The following is a 17699-nucleotide window of genomic DNA, read 5'->3' as shown; positions in this document are numbered from 1 at the left end:
CTTTGAATGATTTGCTTTTATAATTAGTGAGGATGAAAAAACACGGTTATTGTACTGCATATATATTAAGTAGACTATATAGTTGTCCGTATATATAATACCCAAAACAGAGCTAGCGTTATGCTGGTTCTATTTTTTTGCCACATTCCTGTAACAAAGCCCTTGTATATTCAGTGGTGGAGGTGCAGAAGATGAAAAAAATGATAGCAATATGTCTTCTTACAACGATGTCATTTTCGACTTTAGTCGGGTGTGATATAAAAGGTAGTAATGCTGTACAAGAGTCTAAAATAAAGAAAGCGACGTATAAAGATTTTACGTACGATGTAAATCCAGAGACGTTCACATTAACGGTAGAACATGATGGTGTAAAAGAACAGGCGTCACAACCGTTACCGAAAATGAAAGTATCGAATGTGAAAAAAGAAAAGAATCGCACATCTTGGGAATATCCAGATGAAAAAGTAAAGGTGAACTTAGAAAAGAAAAACGACCACTTAAGTATTGAAGTGGAATCGAACGGTGCAGAAAGTTTTACATGGCCAAAAATACAAGCTGAAAATTATACACTCCCGCTATGGGAAGGGAAGCAAATTCCGAGTAATGATGAGAATTGGAAGAAGTTTTTAAAGGATGATGCATATTCATTTGCTGAATCATTTTCTATGAAGTTTTTTGCATTAAATGGTTCGAAATATTCGATTGTATATATTGCGAACAATATGTTTAATAATGAATTGAAATTTCATTCGGATCCGAAAATAGGATTTGAGTTTATACATGAATTCCCCAGTATAAATAAAAAGAAAACATATGGATTTCAATTATATGTGACAAATAATGATGCAGTCAGTATTGCTAAATTGTATAAGGATAATATTGTTCGAAAAGGTGAATTTAAAACATTACAAGAAAAGGCTAGAAAAAATAAAGAGATTGAAAAACTTTATGGTGCGGCTCATTTTTATTTTTGGAATCAAAATGGTTTGTCTGACAGTAACATAAATTGGCCAAAGTTAAGAGAACAAATAAATAGTCCTGTGTTCAGTCGTATAAAAGAGCTTATTCAAAAGAATAGTTCAGAGCCTGGGGAGTTGAATGTATTTGAGCAAGTAAGTAAACAAGATTTTGTTGATAAGTATCAAAAAAATGTTATTTTGCGTTATGTAAATGAAGTATTATTAATGAAAGAATTGTATAAAGAGGACATTTTCCTAAAAGTTGATCAGAAAGCTAGTGAGTTATTAAACAAAGGTGTAGATCAATTATCAAAGATGGAGTTATATAACTTAAATAAGCATGTATTAAAGTCGGTACTCGGTGATGCGGTTGAAGAAGTAAGTAAATGGGGGAAGGCAGATGGAACGGATATTATAAAGGAAATGAAAACGGCAGGAATAGACAATGCATGGATTGGGTTACCTAACTGGGAGCAAGGGTATATGCAGCCTGATTTCGTGACAGAAGCTAAGAAAATGGGTTATTTAGTTGGTCCGTATGATTCCTACCATTCTATTCACGAAAAAGCTGATAAAAACTGGAACACAGCTTCGTTTACTGATTCATCGTTATATGAAGAGGCAACTGTGACGAAGAAAAATGGAGAAAAGGTACAAGGTTTTTTAGGTAGAGGGCGAAAATTAAATCCAACTTTATCTCTTCCTAGTGTAAAAGAACGAATGAACGATATATTACAAAATGGACCTAAATACAATTCATGGTTTATTGATTGTGATGCAACAGGTGAAATTTACGATGATTATTCGGCTAAACATATAACAACACAAGAACAAGATTTAAAAGCAAGATTACAACGAATGGATTATATTGCGCAAGAAAAAGGTATGGTAGTTGGCTCTGAAGGCGGAAATGATTTTGCAAGTAGCACGATTGCATTTGCTCATGGTATTGAAACGCCAGTTATTAAATGGGACGATGAAGATATGAGGAAGAACAAAACAAGTCCGTATTATGTGGGTGGATATTGGTCACCGAATCAAAATGTTCCAGAAAAATATGCGAAACAAGTACCGTTAAAAGAAGAGTATAAACAAGTATATTTAAATCCTGTATATTCAGTACCATTATATAAATTAGTATACAATGATGCTGTAATTACAACACACCACTGGGAATGGGGAAGTTTGAAAATAAAAGATGAGGTTGGAAACCGTATGTTATACGAATTATTGTATAACGTTCCTCCGTTGTACCATTTAGATGAAGTAGAGTGGAATAAGCATAAGCAAGAAATTACGAAGCATCTGAAAGTTTGGAATGAATTTCATAAAAAGGCAGTAAAAGAAGAGATGACGAACTTCGCATATTTGTCAGAAGATAAGTTAGTACAATCTGCTTCATATGGAAAAAATATGAATATTATTGTGAATTTTTCAAATGAAGATATAGAAATAGGAAAGACGAAAATAAAAGCAAAATCAGCTTTCATTATTAATAATGGGAAGCAAACCATGTATACGCCAAACTAAAATAATTATAATATATAGATTTATTTATATCTTTATGTAAATAGTGACTTGCCAAAAATAAGCACGAGAGTATAATGTGAAATGGGATATATGTTGGATTTATGATGTAACCTTACAAAATTGTAAGGTAATTGAAAGGAAATTCAATATGAAGATTACTAGACATACATTATACTAGGGAAAGAGAAAGAGAGGCGAATGGATATGAGCTCTGAATTAGAACAAAATACGAGAAGCAGTAAAAAACGTTCTAAAAGAAAATCAATAAAATGGTTCATTATAATTCCATTGTTCTTACTTATTTTTGGAGGAGTAGGATATGGATCGTTAATATATAATAAAGCAAAAGCAGTAGTAAGTGACGCGTATGCACAAATTGATAAGTCATCGAAGCGTGATAAAGAAGTTGAACCTTTAAAGGATAACATCTCTATTTTAATTATGGGTGTAGACGGTAGTGAAATGAGAAAAAGTCAATATGGTGAAGCCGTTCGCACAGATGCACTTTTATTAGCAACAATTAATAAAGATGATAAATCAGTTAAATTAGTAAGTATTCCGCGTGATTCTCGTGTATATATTCCATCTAGAAAAAAATTAGATAAAATTACACATGCACACGTATTTGGTGGTGTTGAAAGTACACGCGATACGGTGGAAAGATTTTTAAATGTTCCTGTTGATTATTATGTGAAGTTTAACTTTGAGTCATTCGTACAAATTGTTGATTCACTTGGTGGTATTGATATCGATGTACCAGTTACTTTCACTGAACAAGATAGTAAAGACCAAGCAGGTATGATTCATTTAGAGAAAGGCTACCAACATTTAAATGGAGAACAAGCACTTGCGCTTGCAAGAACACGTAAAATTGATAGTGATGCAATGCGTGGTCAAAGACAACAACTTGTAATTGAAGCAATTGCCAAAAAAGCGATGTCTGTCCAATCAATTAGCAAAATGGGCTCTTTACTGGATGCAGTTGATAAAAATATGAAAACGAACTTAACTTTCGATGATATGCTTGCTATTACGAAAAATATGGCAGGATCTAATTTAGAAATGGAAAAAATGCAAATAGAAGGTACGGATAAACGTATCGGAGGTATTTATTATTACATTCCAAACGAAAAAAATGTAAAAGACATTTCAAATAAATTGAATCAGCATCTAGGTGTAACACCAAAATCAGTTCGAAATGAATAATAAAAAAGATTGGCTTCTGCCAATCTTTTTTTATCGCGATTTGTAACTTTTCTGTAACGATTTTTTATTGTAGAAAAATTATACTCATATGTATGAGAATATTGGAGAAGTAAAAAGTAAAGAGAAATAATGAAAATCTGTAATGAGGAAAGATATTATATGCAGAAATGGATAGGCATTATGGGAATCATTTTTATATTGACTGGATGTAAAATGTCTGAAGCTCCAACAAATTTAATGGAAGCTCCTGCCAATGAGAAATGGATTAATGAACTAAAAGAGCAAATAGATAAAGATTTGCCTGTTAATTATCGATTGCTTACTCCAATGTCTAATAAAGATAAACAGATGATTTGGTCAATGGATTTTAAACAAGATAATAAGAAAGAAGCCGTTATATTTTATAAATTGCCGAATGCAGATCATAGTGTATATTTAGCCGTATACGAAAAAAACGGGAATGGTTGGAAAACGAAGTCTACACATAAATTTAATGGTGGAGATGTAGATATTGTTGAAGTTGGTGATTTTACAGGAAACGGGAAACGAGAGTTGTTAATCGGGATCTCTGTAGACCGTGAATCGTTAAAACATGTTATGTATGTTTTTTCGGAAGAAAATGAAGATATGAGGGAAATATATAATCGGAATTATACGAAGTTATTCATAGACGATCTAAATAAAAATGGACTGAAAGATTTAAGTCTTGTTACGTATGAAAAAGATGAGAAGTTGATAGTTGAGTTCATTGAACAATTTAAGACGTTATCTGAAGCATCATTCGATCCATTTATAAATAGCATTCAAAGAATACAAATGGGCCGTATTTCTAAATCACTAAAGGCGATTGTAATTGATGCAGGAGTTGGTGCTCATTCAGGTATAACGTATGTAGCAAAATTTGATGAGAATCATTATGAGGTATTACCTATAGATGGGAAAGAAGATTTGTTCAATGAATATGTTGTAGAAAGTAAAGATGTTAATGAAGACGGCATTATTGAATTTGTTCGTACTGTACGTCCAAAAGGTTGGGAAGATAAACCACATGGTGATAGTCCGCTCTTTGAACGTTACATACAGTGGAGTGAATCGGGGATTAAGCCAATTGAAGAAAGATATATCGATATAGAAAAGGGATATTATGTGAAAATTCCTAAAGAGTTAATAGGAAAAATTACGATATCAGATGAGCAAAAGGAATCAAATTCTCAAAAGTTTTTGGAGACAAGTACAAATGAAACATGGCTTGAAGTTCATATATTTAAGCGGAAAGAATGGTTTGGAATAAAAGGATACAGCGCAGCAGTTAAAACAGCTTCTCACGTATATGCTGTACCGAAACAACCACATTTTGAAAAAGTGAAAGCATATGTAAAGCCGCTAGCGGATTATCAACAAGAGTAGGGAGGTGGAAATGATGCCAACAATTTTAGTTTTAGAAGATGAAATGCCTATTCGTAGTTTTATTGTCCTAAATTTGAAACGTGCTGGATTTTATGTACTAGAAGCCAGTACTGGAGAAGAAGCGTTACAAATTTTATGTGAACATACTGTAGATGTAGCTTTACTTGATGTAATGTTACCGGGAATGGATGGTTTTCAAGTTTGTAAAGCAATCCGGGAAGAAAATAAAAAAATAGGTATTATTATGTTAACCGCGCGCGTACAAAATGAAGATAAAGTACAAGGGTTAGGAATTGGTGCAGATGATTATATCGCAAAGCCATTTAGTCCTGTGGAACTAACTGCACGTATACAATCGTTACTAAGAAGAATAGAAGTACATGATGAAAAAGCGAATACTATCACATCTGGTCCGTTTTTATTAAATATAATAGAAGAAAGATTATATAAAAGTGGACAACTAGTCGATTTAACCCCTACAGAGTATATGATATTACAGTATTTAATGAATCAGGCTTCAAAACCGGTTTCACGTGATGAAATTTTAAATATGATTTGGGGAACGAATTATGTAGGAGAGACGAAAGTAGTAGATGTAAATATGAGGCGGTTACGTCAAAAGATAGAGTGTAATCCATCAGAACCTGAATTTATTCTTACTGTGTGGGGAAAAGGATATGTGTGGAAGGAAAGTATAAGATGAAAAGAAAAGTGACTTTATATTTTATGACGGTCATTATACTTATGCTTGTATTATTTGAAGTCGTATTTTCAGTCTCCGTTTACCGATATTATTATAATGGTATTGTGCAATATGTAGAATCTCATGCGAAGACAAGTACACGATTTTTCTCTGAATACAATTCATTATACTTTATTCGTTTGCAAGAATATAGCGGGGATATAATTGAGAGTTTTCAGTTAGAAGGAACCGAATTACAATTAATTGATCGACATGGTACGATTATACAATCGTCAAGTGGAGAAAAGACAGAGGGTAAAGTAGTTATTCCGTATTCGTTACTAGAAGGAGAAATGTACCACCAAGTGACTACTACGAAGGACAAAGTGAAACAATTAGAAGTGATTAGTCCGCTGATTCATCAAGGACAAACGATTGGTGTTTTAAAATATACGACTGTATTAACACATGTAAATGCCAAGATTATTGAAATTATTATGTTTACGATTTGTGTAGGTATTGTTATTTCAGGAATTGTATTCTTAATTAGTAGACGATTAGCGAATTCATTTGTTAAACCAATCGAATCTATAATTCATGCTTCTTCTCAAATTGCAGAAGGTACATTAAAGAAGAAAATTAAAGAAGATTATCCTGGTGAATTAGGTGAGTTAGCACATAGTTTAAATCATATGTCTGATAAAATAGAAAAAGCGGAACAGATGAAAAATGAATTTATTGCTTCTATTTCTCATGAAATACGAACCCCTTTAACTGGAATTAAGGGTTGGAGTGAAACGTTAAAAACGGTAGATCATTTAACGGAAGAAGAAATAAAGCAAGGCATGGGGATTATTTCAGGTGAGACAGACAGATTAATTCATTTAGTAGAAGAATTGCTAGATTTTTCAAGGTTGCAATCAAATCATTTTAATTTATATAAACAAAAGGTGCAATTATACGATATACTAGAGGAGACGATTTGGCAATTAACTCCTAATGCTGAAGAGAAGAAAATGCAATTCATCAAAACTATAGAACGAATTGAATTGATAGGAGATCGAAATAGGCTAAAGCAAATTTTCTTGAATATTGTTCAAAATGCCATTAAATATTCACATGAAAATGGTAAAGTATATATTGAAGCGACTAAAAATGAAGGACAAGCAGTCATAAAGGTGAAAGACGATGGGATTGGAATTGCTAAAGAGCATTTACCGTATATAGAACAGTCATTTTACCAGATTAATAATCATGCTACAGGTGCTGGTCTTGGTTTAGCTATCGTTAAAAAAATGGTGGAGCTTCATGGAGGTACAATAAATATTATAAGTAAAGAAGGAATAGGAACGACCATTTTGATAAAACTCCCATTATAATACATATAAAGTCTGTTTATATAGTGTAATAAAATAAATAGATGTATAATTATATTGGGTGATTTATATATAAGATTAATAGGGAGAGGAATTCGATAGAATGGAAAAAGCTTTTAAAATTAAACGAGTAGTATTCGTTTTAATAGCGATTGCAGCAGTAGCAATTGGGTATTTCATGTTTCAATCCATTACTTCACCAGCAAAGGCTGTTGCAAAACAAGAAAATGTAGTACAACTCGCAAGTGAACAACCAAAAGTAGAAATGAATAAAACGGCACCAAGTCGTTTTAATGGCAAGGAAAGGAAAGTTGCTTATCTTACATTTGATGATGGCCCAGGGAAATATACGGCTGAATTATTAAATACGTTAAAACAACATGATGCGAAAGCGACATTCTTTTTAATTGGAGCGAATGTAAAAGAGTTTCCAGATTTAGTGAAACGAGAAAATGCAGAAGGTCATTATGTAGGAATGCATAGTATGACGCATAATTTTGCAAAGTTATATAAGAATGGCGAGTATGTAAATGAGATGAAAGAGGATCAAAGCTTAATCGCCAATATTATTGGGAAATCACCTAAATTAACACGTCCACCATACGGTTCGATGCCAGGATTAAATGAAGGTCTTCGAAATAAAGTGGTAGAAGGCGGCTTTAAAGTGTGGGATTGGACAATTGATTCATTAGACTGGAAATATAACAAAATGCAAGTTGATGCAGCTGCAGCACAAATTGCTCAAAATGTATTAACAAATGCAACAAAACCACAAGAAGTCATTTTAATGCATGACATTCATCCGCAATCAGTAGCTGCTGTGCCAGCAATTTTAAAAGGGTTAAAAGAAAAGGGTTATGAGTTTGAAGCTTATCATGAAGAAAGTCACTTCCCAGTGAATTTCTGGCATGATAACCGTATGTAATGGAGGAATGAACGTTGAAGTATGGAAAAGTAGCAGTAGTTGGAGCTCTATCAGTAGGACTATTAACAGGTTGCTTCGGTGAAAAACCAGAAGAAAACCTATATACAGCTTTTGAAACAGCGGCGACACAAGAAAAATCATTAGTTGATGAAGCGAAAAAATTAGAGAAGTTAGAGAAGGAAGGCCAAGAACTATATTCTCAAATTTTGCAAGAAGGTAAAGATCATAATGACGCTGTTATGAAGAAAATAGAGCAAGCTACTGCAAATGTAGATGACCGTGAAAAAGTATTGAAAAATGAGAAAGAAATGCTAGAAAAAGCTCAGAAAGAAACGAAATCCGTTCAAGGAAATATAGAGAAGCTTGAAGATAAAAAGTTACAAAAACAAGCGAAAGCAGTAGAAGAGTCGTATAAAAATCGTTATGATGCATTCCAAAAGATGAATGAAAATTATACGAAGGCGTTAGCGACTGAAAAAGAATTGTATGAAAAATTAAAAGTAAAAGAAACGAAATTAAAAGAGATTGGTGAAAAAGTTAAGGCTGTTAATGAATTAACTGTGGAAGCACAAAAATCAAAAGAGCAATTTAACAATTTTACAAAAGAGTATAATGACAGTAAATTAGCATTCTACAAAGATGCAGAGATTAAGATTAAAGATAAGAAATAAAGAAGAGTTTTAAGCGTAATAAAAAGCCGGAGAAACATTATCACAAATGTTTTTTCGGTTTTTTACGTTAAATGAATAGAAAAGACTGGAATTGATATCATAAAAGAGTTATAGTGAATTATTCCAAGGGAAACATTGTAAAGTAAGGAGAATGGAAATATGTCATATGAATTTTTACTCAAATTAGGTTTAGCACTCTTTTTAGGATTATTCATCGGGATAGATAGGCAGCTAAAGAATAAACCGCTTGGTGTGAAAACAAGTATGGTTATTTCTGTAGCAAGTTGTTTAATTACGATGGTTTCAATTGAATCCGTACATGTATATTCTGTTCCAGGGCATACAAATATGGATCCCATGCGTTTAGCTGCTCAAATTGTGAGCGGAATTGGTTTTCTTGGGGCAGGTGTTATTTTACGAAGAAGTAATGATGTTATTTCTGGATTAACGACCGCCTCTATGGTGTGGGCTGCTTCAGCTTTAGGTATTGCGATTGGAGCAGGATTTTATTTACAAGCGACGGTTGCTATGATTTTAATTATTTTAGCAATTAATGTACTTCCGCAACTTGTGAAAATTGCAGGACCGTATTCATTAAGACAAAAAGATTTATCTATAAAAATTACTGTAAAAGAGCATCATGAGTTGGATGGTATATTTAAGCAAATTAAAAATTTAGGTATGCATGTAAAACGAGTGAAGATTAAAGATATAGATAGTGGAGCATTTCAGCAATTGGAGATGGTTATTTTAGCTCCAGAAGATTTATATACAACTGAGCTGTATAGTTCACTAAAAGAGATAGATCGTGTTGTTTCAGTTGAAGTGGAAAGTAGATAATTGTAAGAAAAAAGGGTGAAGTAAATTCACTCTTTTTTATTTGGTTTTTTAAGGGGAAAATTGATATGATGATGAGTAAACAAGGGGGGAGAGAATGATGGAGGTACGTATTAGAAGAGCGATAAAAGATGATATACCATGTATAGCAAAAGTTCACGCTGATAGTTGGAAAACAACATATAAAGACATATTCCCTAACGAGATTTTAGAAAATATAACATATGAGCAACGAGAAAAACAATGGGAAAACATTTTTCAAAAAGAAAGTAACCATCAATTTAGATTTGTAGCAGAGACGTTAAATGGAGAAATAGTTGGATTCATCGATGGAGGAGTAGAAAGAACTGGTACATACAATTGTGAGGGAGAATTATATGCGATTTACCTTTTACAAGAGTATCAAGGAATGAAAATAGGACAAAAGTTATTTCAAGCTTTCTTATCGGATTGTAAAAACAATGATATGCAATCGCTATTAGTTTGGGTTGTTACGAATAATCCTTCTAAGAAGTTTTATGAAAAATTTAATCCAGAAAAAATGGATACGAAATTTTTAGAACGAGTACAGGTGGAAGAGACAGCGTATTGTTGGAAGAATATAAATAATATTATTATGTAAACTAAATGTTTAAAAGAGGTATACCAATTAAGGTATACCTCTTTTGTTTAACTATTTTGGATAGATTACTAATGAAAAATAGTAAGTATGTAGTTTGAAACTGAGTATTTTTTTCGTGTACTTTTAACTAGATTAAAGAAAAGAGGGAAAACAAGAAAAATTAAATCAGATAAAAAAATTCTGAAATATACTATTGAATTGAATATCGTTATCAATTAGAATCATAATTGATAACGATATTCAATTATCGATTGTAATATGAAATTCCGATAGTGTTTATAGAAAGAGGAGGGCAAGTATGAAGCATGCGAAACAAATCGCGGAACATGCAACAATACAAAGTTTTTTAAATTGTTATTTAAGAGAAACAGGAAGTGGAGAATGGATTACAGAGGATAAAAGGATAGAGGATATTTTCTACCATTCATTTCAAAGAGATACTTGCTCTACTTATTTATGCTGTCGGTTATCGGCACAAAACATTACTTTGTATGGAGAAGTTATATATAAATCACCAACAGATCGCCATTTGTTTGGAGAACAATTTTATTACCAAATGGGAGATAGTAATTCTGTTATGAAAGCAGATTACGTTACAGTTATAACATTCTTAATAAAAGAGATGTCTATCAACTACGGAGAAGGGACGAACCCTGCTGAACTTATGCTTCGAGTTATTCGTAGTTGTCAAAATATTGAGGAATTTACAAAAGAGAGAAAAGAAGATACATCTGCATTATACGGTTTCCATACATCCTTTATAGAGGCGGAGCAATCTTTATTATTTGGACATTTAACGCATCCAACTCCAAAGAGTAGACAAGGTATTTTGGAATGGAAAAGTGCGATGTATTCTCCAGAATTAAAAGGAGAATGCCAGCTGCATTATTTTCGGGCACATAAAAGTATTGTGAATGAAAAATCATTATTATTAGATTCTACAACAGTAATTTTAAAAGAAGAGTTACGCAATGATGAGATGGTTAGTAAGGAATTTATATCGAAGTATTGTAATGAAGATGAATATTCATTACTTCCAATTCATCCGCTTCAGGCAGAGTGGTTATTACACCAACCTTACGTTCAGGATTGGATAGAGCAAGGAGTACTTGAATATATCGGTCCTACCGGTAAGTGTTATATGGCAACATCATCACTTAGGACGTTATATCATCCTGACGCAAAGTATATGCTTAAGTTTTCATTTCCAGTAAAAGTAACAAATTCAATGCGCATTAATAAATTAAAGGAATTAGAGAGTGGTCTTGAAGGGAAGGCAATGTTAAATACGGCGATTGGTGAAGTGTTAAAAAAGTTTCCAGGCTTTGATTTCATTTGCGATCCAGCCTTTATTACATTAAATTATGGAACACAAGAATCTGGATTTGAAGTGATTATTCGAGAGAATCCTTTTTATAGCGAACATGCCAATGACGCTACATTAATTGCAGGGCTAGTGCAAGACGCTATCCCTGGAGAACGTACTCGTTTATCAAATATTATTCATCGCCTAGCAGATTTAGAAAGTAGAAGCTGTGAAGAAGTAAGTTTAGAGTGGTTTAGACGATATATGAATATTTCTTTAAAGCCGATGGTATGGATGTATTTACAGTATGGTGTTGCATTAGAAGCTCATCAGCAAAATAGCGTTGTTCAGCTAAAGGATGGTTATCCGGTCAAATATTATTTCCGTGATAATCAAGGTTTTTATTTCTGTAATTCAATGAAAGAGATGCTTAATAATGAGTTAGCTGGTATTGGAGAACGTACTGGAAATTTATATGACGACTATATTGTAGATGAAAGATTTCGTTACTACTTAATTTTTAATCATATGTTTGGACTCATTAACGGATTTGGTACAGCTGGATTAATTAGGGAGGAAATTCTCCTCACGGAATTAAGAACTGTACTTGAATCGTTCCTTCCATATAATCGTGAACCTTCTACCTTTTTAAGAGAATTGTTGGAAGAGGATAAGTTGGCATGTAAAGCAAATTTATTAACGAGATTTTTCGATGTCGACGAGTTAAGTAATCCTTTAGAACAAGCAATTTACGTACAAGTACAGAATCCGCTCGTTAGAGAAGTGGCTGTTCGTTCATAAATAAGGTTAAAATTTCACGTAATACAAATAATGGCATTTTATGCAAGGTAGAGGGGGTATGAGAATGGATATGTATCATACGAAAATATTGAAAGCGATTGAGTCAGAAGATTATATTTCAGTACGAAGAAGAGTTTTACGTCAATTAGTAGAGTCGTTAATTTATGAGGGGATCATTACGCCAGCTCGTATAGAAAAAGAAGAACAAATTCTTTTTCTTATACAAGGACTTGATGAGGACAATAAAAGTGTCACGTACGAATGTTACGGAAGAGAACGAATAACATTTGGACGTATCTCTATAGATTCATTAATAGTAAGAGTTCAAGATGGAAAACAAGAAATACAATCAGTGGCGCAATTTTTGGAAGAAGTTTTTCGAGTTGTTAACGTAGAACAAACGAAATTAGATTCTTTTATTCACGAATTAGAACAAACGATATTTAAAGATACGATTGCACAATATGAAAGATGTAATAAGTTGAAATATACTCAAAAATCATACGATGAATTGGAAAACCATTTAATTGACGGTCACCCGTATCATCCTAGCTATAAAGCGCGCATTGGGTTTCAATATCGAGACAATTTTCGATATGGATATGAATTTATGAGGCCAATAAAACTTATATGGATCGCAGCGCATAAGAAAAATGCCACTGTAGGTTATGAAAATGAAGTGATTTATGACAAAATTTTAAAAAGCGAAGTAGGTGAGCGTAAATTAGAAGCGTATAAGGAACGAATTCACAGTATGGGATATGATCCAAAGCAGTATTTGTTTATACCTGTTCACCCTTGGCAGTGGGAAAATTTTATCATTTCAAATTACGCTGAGGATATACAGGATAAAGGTATTATTTATTTAGGGGAATCAGCGGATGATTATTGTGCGCAACAATCTATGAGAACGTTAAGAAATGTTACGAATCCAAAGAGACCATATGTAAAGGTATCGCTGAACATACTTAACACTTCGACACTCCGTACGCTGAAACCATATTCAGTTGCGAGTGCACCAGCTATATCGAATTGGTTAAGTAATGTCGTAAGTCAAGATTCTTATTTAAGGGATGAATCACGTGTAATTTTGTTAAAGGAATTTTCGAGCGTAATGTATGATACGAATAAGAAAGCCACATATGGTTCATTAGGGTGTATTTGGCGTGAAAGTGTTCATCATTATTTAGGTGAGCAAGAGGATGCAGTTCCTTTTAACGGATTATATGCAAAAGAGAAAGATGGAACACCCATTATTGATGCATGGTTAAACAAATATGGGATAGAGAATTGGCTGCGATTACTTATTCAAAAAGCGATTATACCAGTTATACATCTTGTTGTAGAGCATGGGATCGCACTCGAATCACACGGTCAAAATATGATTTTAGTTCATAAAGAAGGATTACCTGTCCGTATTGCATTAAAGGATTTTCATGAAGGACTTGAGTTTTATCGTCCATTCTTAAAAGAAATGAATAAATGTCCGGACTTTACTAAAATGCATAAAACGTATGCGAATGGAAAAATGAATGATTTCTTTGAAATGGATCGTATCGAATGTTTACAAGAGATGGTACTAGATGCACTGTTCTTATTTAATGTAGGAGAGTTAGCTTTCGTACTTGCGGATAAATATGAATGGAAAGAAGAAAGCTTTTGGATGATAGTGGTCGAAGAAATTGAAAATCATTTTAGAAAATATCCACATTTGAAAGATAGATTTGAAAGTATTCAGCTATACACTCCTACATTCTATGCGGAGCAATTAACGAAGCGTCGATTGTATATAGATGTGGAATCGCTAGTTCATGAAGTTCCAAATCCATTGTATAGAGCAAGACAACTTAACATACAAAAATCAGTTGCTACAGGGGGAAATTATGCTAATTGTTAATAGAGAAGAGTATAGCAAAAGTGATTTTGATTTGAGATTACAAGCTTATGAGGAAATGGAACAATTTCAAGAAGCAGCAGGAAATAGATTTGCACTTTGTCTGAAAGATCCATTCGATATTATTACGCTTGTGTTTTTCTTAAAAGAAAAGAAATCATCCGTGTTACTTATACATGAAGATACGCCAAAAGAAACGGCTATTGAAATGGCGAAGCGTGCAAATTGTATCGGAATTTTATATGGAGAAAATAGCGATTTTACGAAATTAGAAGCAGTGAATTATTTAGCAGAAGAGCCTTCTTTATTGCAATATAGTTCTGGAACTACAGGAGAACCGAAACTGATTCGTAGAGCATGGACGGAAGTTGATACAGAAATTAAGGCTTATAATGAAGCTTTAAACTGTGAAATAGATGAAGTACCGATTGTTATGGCTCCTGTTTCACATTCATACGGACTAATATGTGGTACGTTATCTGCAATTACGAGGGGAAGCAAACCTATCATCATTACGAATAAAAACCCTAAATTCGCATTAAATATAGTTCGCAATACAGAAAAACATATCGTATATGCAGTACCACTTATGCTACATATTATGGGGAGTTTTCCGCAAGGAACGTTTCAGTTTCATAAAATTATGACATCCGGAGCACCTTTGCCAGAAGCATTATTTTATAAACTAAAAGAAACGACAACATATATGATGCAACAATACGGTTGTTCTGAAGCAGGTTGTATTAGTATATGTCATGATATGAAAAGCCATTTAGATTTAGGAAACCCGCTACCTCATGCGAGTATAAGTATAGGTTCAGATGAAAATGCACCGGAAGAAATCATAGTGAAAATGAATGATAAGGAAATTTTCACGAAAGATTTAGGGTATAAATCTGAGCGTGGGCTTCATTTTATGGGGCGTATGGACGATGTGATTAACGTTTCAGGATTAAAAGTGTTTCCTCTAGAGGTAGAAGAAACGATGCTTCGATTGGAAGGTGTGCAAGAGGCGATTGTATATCGAGGGAAACATCCTGTCATGGGGGAAATTGTTAAAGCGAAAGTAATCTCTCATATTGATCCAGTTCAAATAAGAGAATGGTGTATGCAGCATTTACCATCTTATAAAGTTCCGCATGAGATTGAAAGTGTAACTGAAATTCCGAAAAATAAAACTGGAAAAGTAAGTAGAAAGTTACTAGAGATGGGAGAGGTTACAACATGAGACGGGAAGCGTTAAAGAATGCTGTATTAAAAATTATGACAGAAAAAATGGAACTGAAAAATGTAACGCATTTAGAAGAAACGATGCGTTTAAATCAAGATTTATATATTGATTCAGTAATGATGTTACAACTCATTGTATATATAGAAATGGATGTAAAGCTATGCGTTCCAGAGGATGAGGTAGACCCAAAAGCATTTCTTACTGTAGGATCTTTGCTTGATTTTATGGAGGAGTTGCAGCCGTTACAGGACGTAAATGAATAACTAACCTTTAGGAAAGTGGATGATAGTATGACTTCAATTAAAGTGCACTGTTTAGTGAGTTGTTTTTGTGAAATTATAAAAAGGCGTAGCGACATAGATTTTCGCCCATTTTATTTTGGACTATGGGATGGAGACTTTGATATAACAGAAGGTGGCATTATTTCGTATCACTCCGAAAATATTAACCATGATCATTATTTATTATGGTATGAAAAGTTGTATGGTATGAAAGTGAACGAATGGTATGACCATGCAAAAGATAAAGATAGTAATGTAGAAACATTTTTACAATTAGTAGAAAATAAGCCAGAGAATCGCTATGTCATTGTAATGGTCGATATGTCTCTATTACCAGAGAGGGAAAATAAATTTCATCAAAAACCGTTTCCGCATTATTTAATGATATCTGAGACAGAGAAAGAAGAAGAGTGGTTCATGCTAGATCCTGATTTTCGCTGGGAAGGGAATATGGAAAGAGAAAAAGTACTTTACTCTGTTCAAGATAACCCATTTGGTGGAGGATATTTCATTGATGTAGAAGAAATTCAGGAGCCAACAGCAGAAATGGTAGCGAGTTATTTCATAGAAACTTTTAAAAGAAACGACAATGAACTGACTATGGAGCTGAAAAACTTAATTATAAAAATGGCAAATGAAGAAGAAGGGTATTTGCTTTCTGGTCTTGTAGCGGCAGTAAAACAAATACCAGTACTTGCAATTCGTAAATATAGTTATGAACATGCCTTTGCATACTTCCGTGAAACGTTGCAATATTCGGAGCAAGAATTTGATTATTGGTGTGATCGGGTAGAAGATATTGTACAAGGATTTACAAATGTACAGTATCGTGCAATTAAAATGGCAATGACAAATAATAAAGGTATGTTATTATCAATTGTTGAAAAGCTGGATGAAATGAATGCAATTGAACTACAAATCAAGACTGAATTAGAGAGACAGTTTTTATCATGGAAAGAAATGAAATCAAATGAGTCTGTCTTAGTATTTTAAAAACTTTACTGAATTTAAGATAAGGGAGTTCAAACCTATGAAATATTCACTATGTACCATTTCATTTCGCCATCAATTAATTTCATTTACTGATATTGTTCAATTTGCATATGAAAACGGTTTTGAAGGCATTGAATTATGGGGGACTCATGCACAAAATTTGTATATGCAGGAGTATGAAACGACAGAACGAGAATTGAATTGTTTAAAGGATAAAACCTTGGAAATTACGATGATAAGTGATTACTTAGACATATCATTATCGGCAGATTTTGAAAAAACGATAGAGAAATGTGAACAACTTGCAATACTAGCTAATTGGTTTAAAACGAACAAAATTCGTACGTTTGCTGGACAAAAAGGTAGTGCAGATTTTTCGCAACAAGAGAGACAAGAGTATGTGAATCGTATTCGCATGATTTGTGAATTATTTGCTCAGCATAATATGTATGTACTTTTAGAAACACACCCAAATACGTTAACGGATACGTTGCCTTCTACTTTGGAATTATTAGGCGAAGTAGATCATCCGAATTTGAAAATAAATCTTGATTTTCTTCATATATGGGAGTCTGGTGCAGATCCAGTTGACAGCTTCCAGCAACTAAGACCGTGGATACAACATTACCATTTTAAGAATATATCTTCAGCAGATTATTTACATGTGTTCGAACCGAATAATGTATATGCAGCAGCGGGAAATCGTACTGGTATGGTTCCATTATTTGAAGGCATTGTAAATTATGATGAGATTATTCAGGAAGTGAGAGATACTGATCATTTCGCTTCACTCGAATGGTTTGGACATAATGCGAAAGATATATTAAAAGCAGAAATGAAAGTACTAACAAATAGAAATTTAGAAGTAGTAACTTCTTAATATAAAATGATGAAAGAGTCTCTCATTGTAGAGACTCTTTTTTAAAAATATTAATAACCAAAAATTACCATGTATTTAAATTAAAATTTAACACAATT

15 protein-coding genes are annotated in these 17699 nt (G+C 33.2%); all 15 read left to right on the top strand.

Features of this window, described 5'->3' with window-relative positions; genetic code table 11:
* The first annotated feature begins 191 nt into the window (after positions 1-191).
* Positions 192-2489, top strand: a complete 2298-nt coding sequence (locus AC0L0O_RS15365; protein ID WP_000738124.1) for a glycoside hydrolase — start codon at positions 192-194, stop codon at positions 2487-2489.
* A 204-nt stretch (positions 2490-2693) separates the two neighbouring features.
* Positions 2694-3695 carry an LCP family protein gene (locus AC0L0O_RS15360; RefSeq protein ID WP_000093643.1) on the top strand — a complete coding sequence of 334 codons (1002 nt, stop codon included), beginning with the start codon at positions 2694-2696 and terminating at the stop codon, positions 3693-3695.
* A gap of 159 nt (positions 3696-3854) precedes the next feature.
* Complete coding sequence (locus AC0L0O_RS15355; protein WP_001174812.1) at positions 3855-5102, top strand: lipoprotein; 1248 nt, start codon at positions 3855-3857, stop codon at positions 5100-5102.
* A 13-nt stretch (positions 5103-5115) separates the two neighbouring features.
* The gene (locus tag AC0L0O_RS15350) at positions 5116-5805 is read left to right on the top strand and encodes a response regulator transcription factor (RefSeq protein ID WP_001142163.1); all 690 of its coding nucleotides are present in this window, start codon (positions 5116-5118) and stop codon (positions 5803-5805) included.
* Positions 5802-7163: a sensor histidine kinase gene (locus AC0L0O_RS15345; RefSeq protein WP_000824513.1), complete on the top strand. Its 1362-nt coding sequence runs from the start codon at positions 5802-5804 to the stop codon at positions 7161-7163. Before AC0L0O_RS15350 ends, AC0L0O_RS15345 begins: the two co-directional genes overlap by 4 nt.
* Before the next feature lie 100 nt (positions 7164-7263).
* Positions 7264-8085, top strand: a complete 822-nt coding sequence (locus AC0L0O_RS15340) for a peptidoglycan-N-acetylglucosamine deacetylase (protein WP_000409386.1) — start codon at positions 7264-7266, stop codon at positions 8083-8085.
* Positions 8086-8099: 14 nt separating this feature from the next.
* Positions 8100-8756, top strand: coding sequence for a YkyA family protein (locus AC0L0O_RS15335; RefSeq protein ID WP_000873555.1), 657 nt, complete (start codon positions 8100-8102; stop codon positions 8754-8756).
* A 159-nt stretch (positions 8757-8915) separates the two neighbouring features.
* Positions 8916-9596 carry an MgtC/SapB family protein gene (locus AC0L0O_RS15330; RefSeq protein ID WP_000119508.1) on the top strand — a complete coding sequence of 227 codons (681 nt, stop codon included), beginning with the start codon at positions 8916-8918 and terminating at the stop codon, positions 9594-9596.
* A gap of 97 nt (positions 9597-9693) precedes the next feature.
* Positions 9694-10215 carry a GNAT family N-acetyltransferase gene (locus tag AC0L0O_RS15325; protein WP_003158327.1) on the top strand — a complete coding sequence of 174 codons (522 nt, stop codon included), beginning with the start codon at positions 9694-9696 and terminating at the stop codon, positions 10213-10215.
* A 298-nt stretch (positions 10216-10513) separates the two neighbouring features.
* On the top strand, positions 10514-12322 hold the full coding sequence (gene asbA, locus AC0L0O_RS15320; RefSeq protein WP_000679668.1) for a petrobactin biosynthesis protein AsbA: 1809 nt from the start codon (positions 10514-10516) through the stop codon (positions 12320-12322).
* A 58-nt stretch (positions 12323-12380) separates the two neighbouring features.
* Complete coding sequence (asbB, locus tag AC0L0O_RS15315) at positions 12381-14219, top strand: petrobactin biosynthesis protein AsbB (RefSeq protein WP_473785849.1); 1839 nt, start codon at positions 12381-12383, stop codon at positions 14217-14219.
* On the top strand, positions 14206-15444 hold the full coding sequence (gene asbC / locus AC0L0O_RS15310; protein WP_473785848.1) for a 3,4-dihydroxybenzoic acid-AMP ligase AsbC: 1239 nt from the start codon (positions 14206-14208) through the stop codon (positions 15442-15444). Before asbB ends, asbC begins: the two co-directional genes overlap by 14 nt.
* Entirely contained in the window at positions 15441-15710 is a 270-nt protein-coding gene (gene asbD, locus AC0L0O_RS15305; RefSeq protein WP_001250564.1) for a petrobactin biosynthesis protein AsbD, read from the top strand. The genes asbC and asbD overlap by 4 nt, the downstream gene beginning before the upstream one ends.
* Before the next feature lie 27 nt (positions 15711-15737).
* Positions 15738-16721: a petrobactin biosynthesis protein AsbE gene (asbE, locus tag AC0L0O_RS15300; RefSeq protein ID WP_000200715.1), complete on the top strand. Its 984-nt coding sequence runs from the start codon at positions 15738-15740 to the stop codon at positions 16719-16721.
* A 37-nt stretch (positions 16722-16758) separates the two neighbouring features.
* Positions 16759-17601 (top strand): petrobactin biosynthesis 3-dehydroshikimate dehydratase AsbF, encoded by an 843-nt coding sequence (gene asbF / locus AC0L0O_RS15295; RefSeq protein WP_000877695.1) that lies wholly within the window; start codon positions 16759-16761, stop codon positions 17599-17601.
* Positions 17602-17699 lie beyond the last annotated feature (98 nt).

This window comes from Bacillus sp. GS3m_15504, from assembly GCF_055825275.1.
Note: the sequence above shows the minus strand (reverse complement) of the source record. Positions and strands in the feature narration are given on the sequence as shown.

Excerpts from the sequence above, each read along its gene's own strand:
- AC0L0O_RS15365 (WP_000738124.1), top strand. The coding sequence starts at position 192 with ATGAAAAAAATGATAGCAATATGTCTTCTTACAACGATGTCATTTTCG.
- AC0L0O_RS15360 (WP_000093643.1), top strand. The coding sequence starts at position 2,694 with ATGAGCTCTGAATTAGAACAAAATACGAGAAGCAGTAAAAAACGTTCT.
- AC0L0O_RS15355 (WP_001174812.1), top strand. The coding sequence starts at position 3,855 with ATGCAGAAATGGATAGGCATTATGGGAATCATTTTTATATTGACTGGA.
- AC0L0O_RS15350 (WP_001142163.1), top strand. The coding sequence starts at position 5,116 with ATGCCAACAATTTTAGTTTTAGAAGATGAAATGCCTATTCGTAGTTTT.
- AC0L0O_RS15345 (WP_000824513.1), top strand. The coding sequence starts at position 5,802 with ATGAAAAGAAAAGTGACTTTATATTTTATGACGGTCATTATACTTATG.
- AC0L0O_RS15340 (WP_000409386.1), top strand. The coding sequence starts at position 7,264 with ATGGAAAAAGCTTTTAAAATTAAACGAGTAGTATTCGTTTTAATAGCG.
- AC0L0O_RS15330 (WP_000119508.1), top strand. The coding sequence starts at position 8,916 with ATGTCATATGAATTTTTACTCAAATTAGGTTTAGCACTCTTTTTAGGA.
- AC0L0O_RS15325 (WP_003158327.1), top strand. The coding sequence starts at position 9,694 with ATGGAGGTACGTATTAGAAGAGCGATAAAAGATGATATACCATGTATA.
- asbA (WP_000679668.1), top strand. The coding sequence starts at position 10,514 with ATGAAGCATGCGAAACAAATCGCGGAACATGCAACAATACAAAGTTTT.
- asbB (WP_473785849.1), top strand. The coding sequence starts at position 12,381 with ATGAGAATGGATATGTATCATACGAAAATATTGAAAGCGATTGAGTCA.
- asbC (WP_473785848.1), top strand. The coding sequence starts at position 14,206 with ATGCTAATTGTTAATAGAGAAGAGTATAGCAAAAGTGATTTTGATTTG.
- asbD (WP_001250564.1), top strand. The coding sequence starts at position 15,441 with ATGAGACGGGAAGCGTTAAAGAATGCTGTATTAAAAATTATGACAGAA.
- asbE (WP_000200715.1), top strand. The coding sequence starts at position 15,738 with ATGACTTCAATTAAAGTGCACTGTTTAGTGAGTTGTTTTTGTGAAATT.
- asbF (WP_000877695.1), top strand. The coding sequence starts at position 16,759 with ATGAAATATTCACTATGTACCATTTCATTTCGCCATCAATTAATTTCA.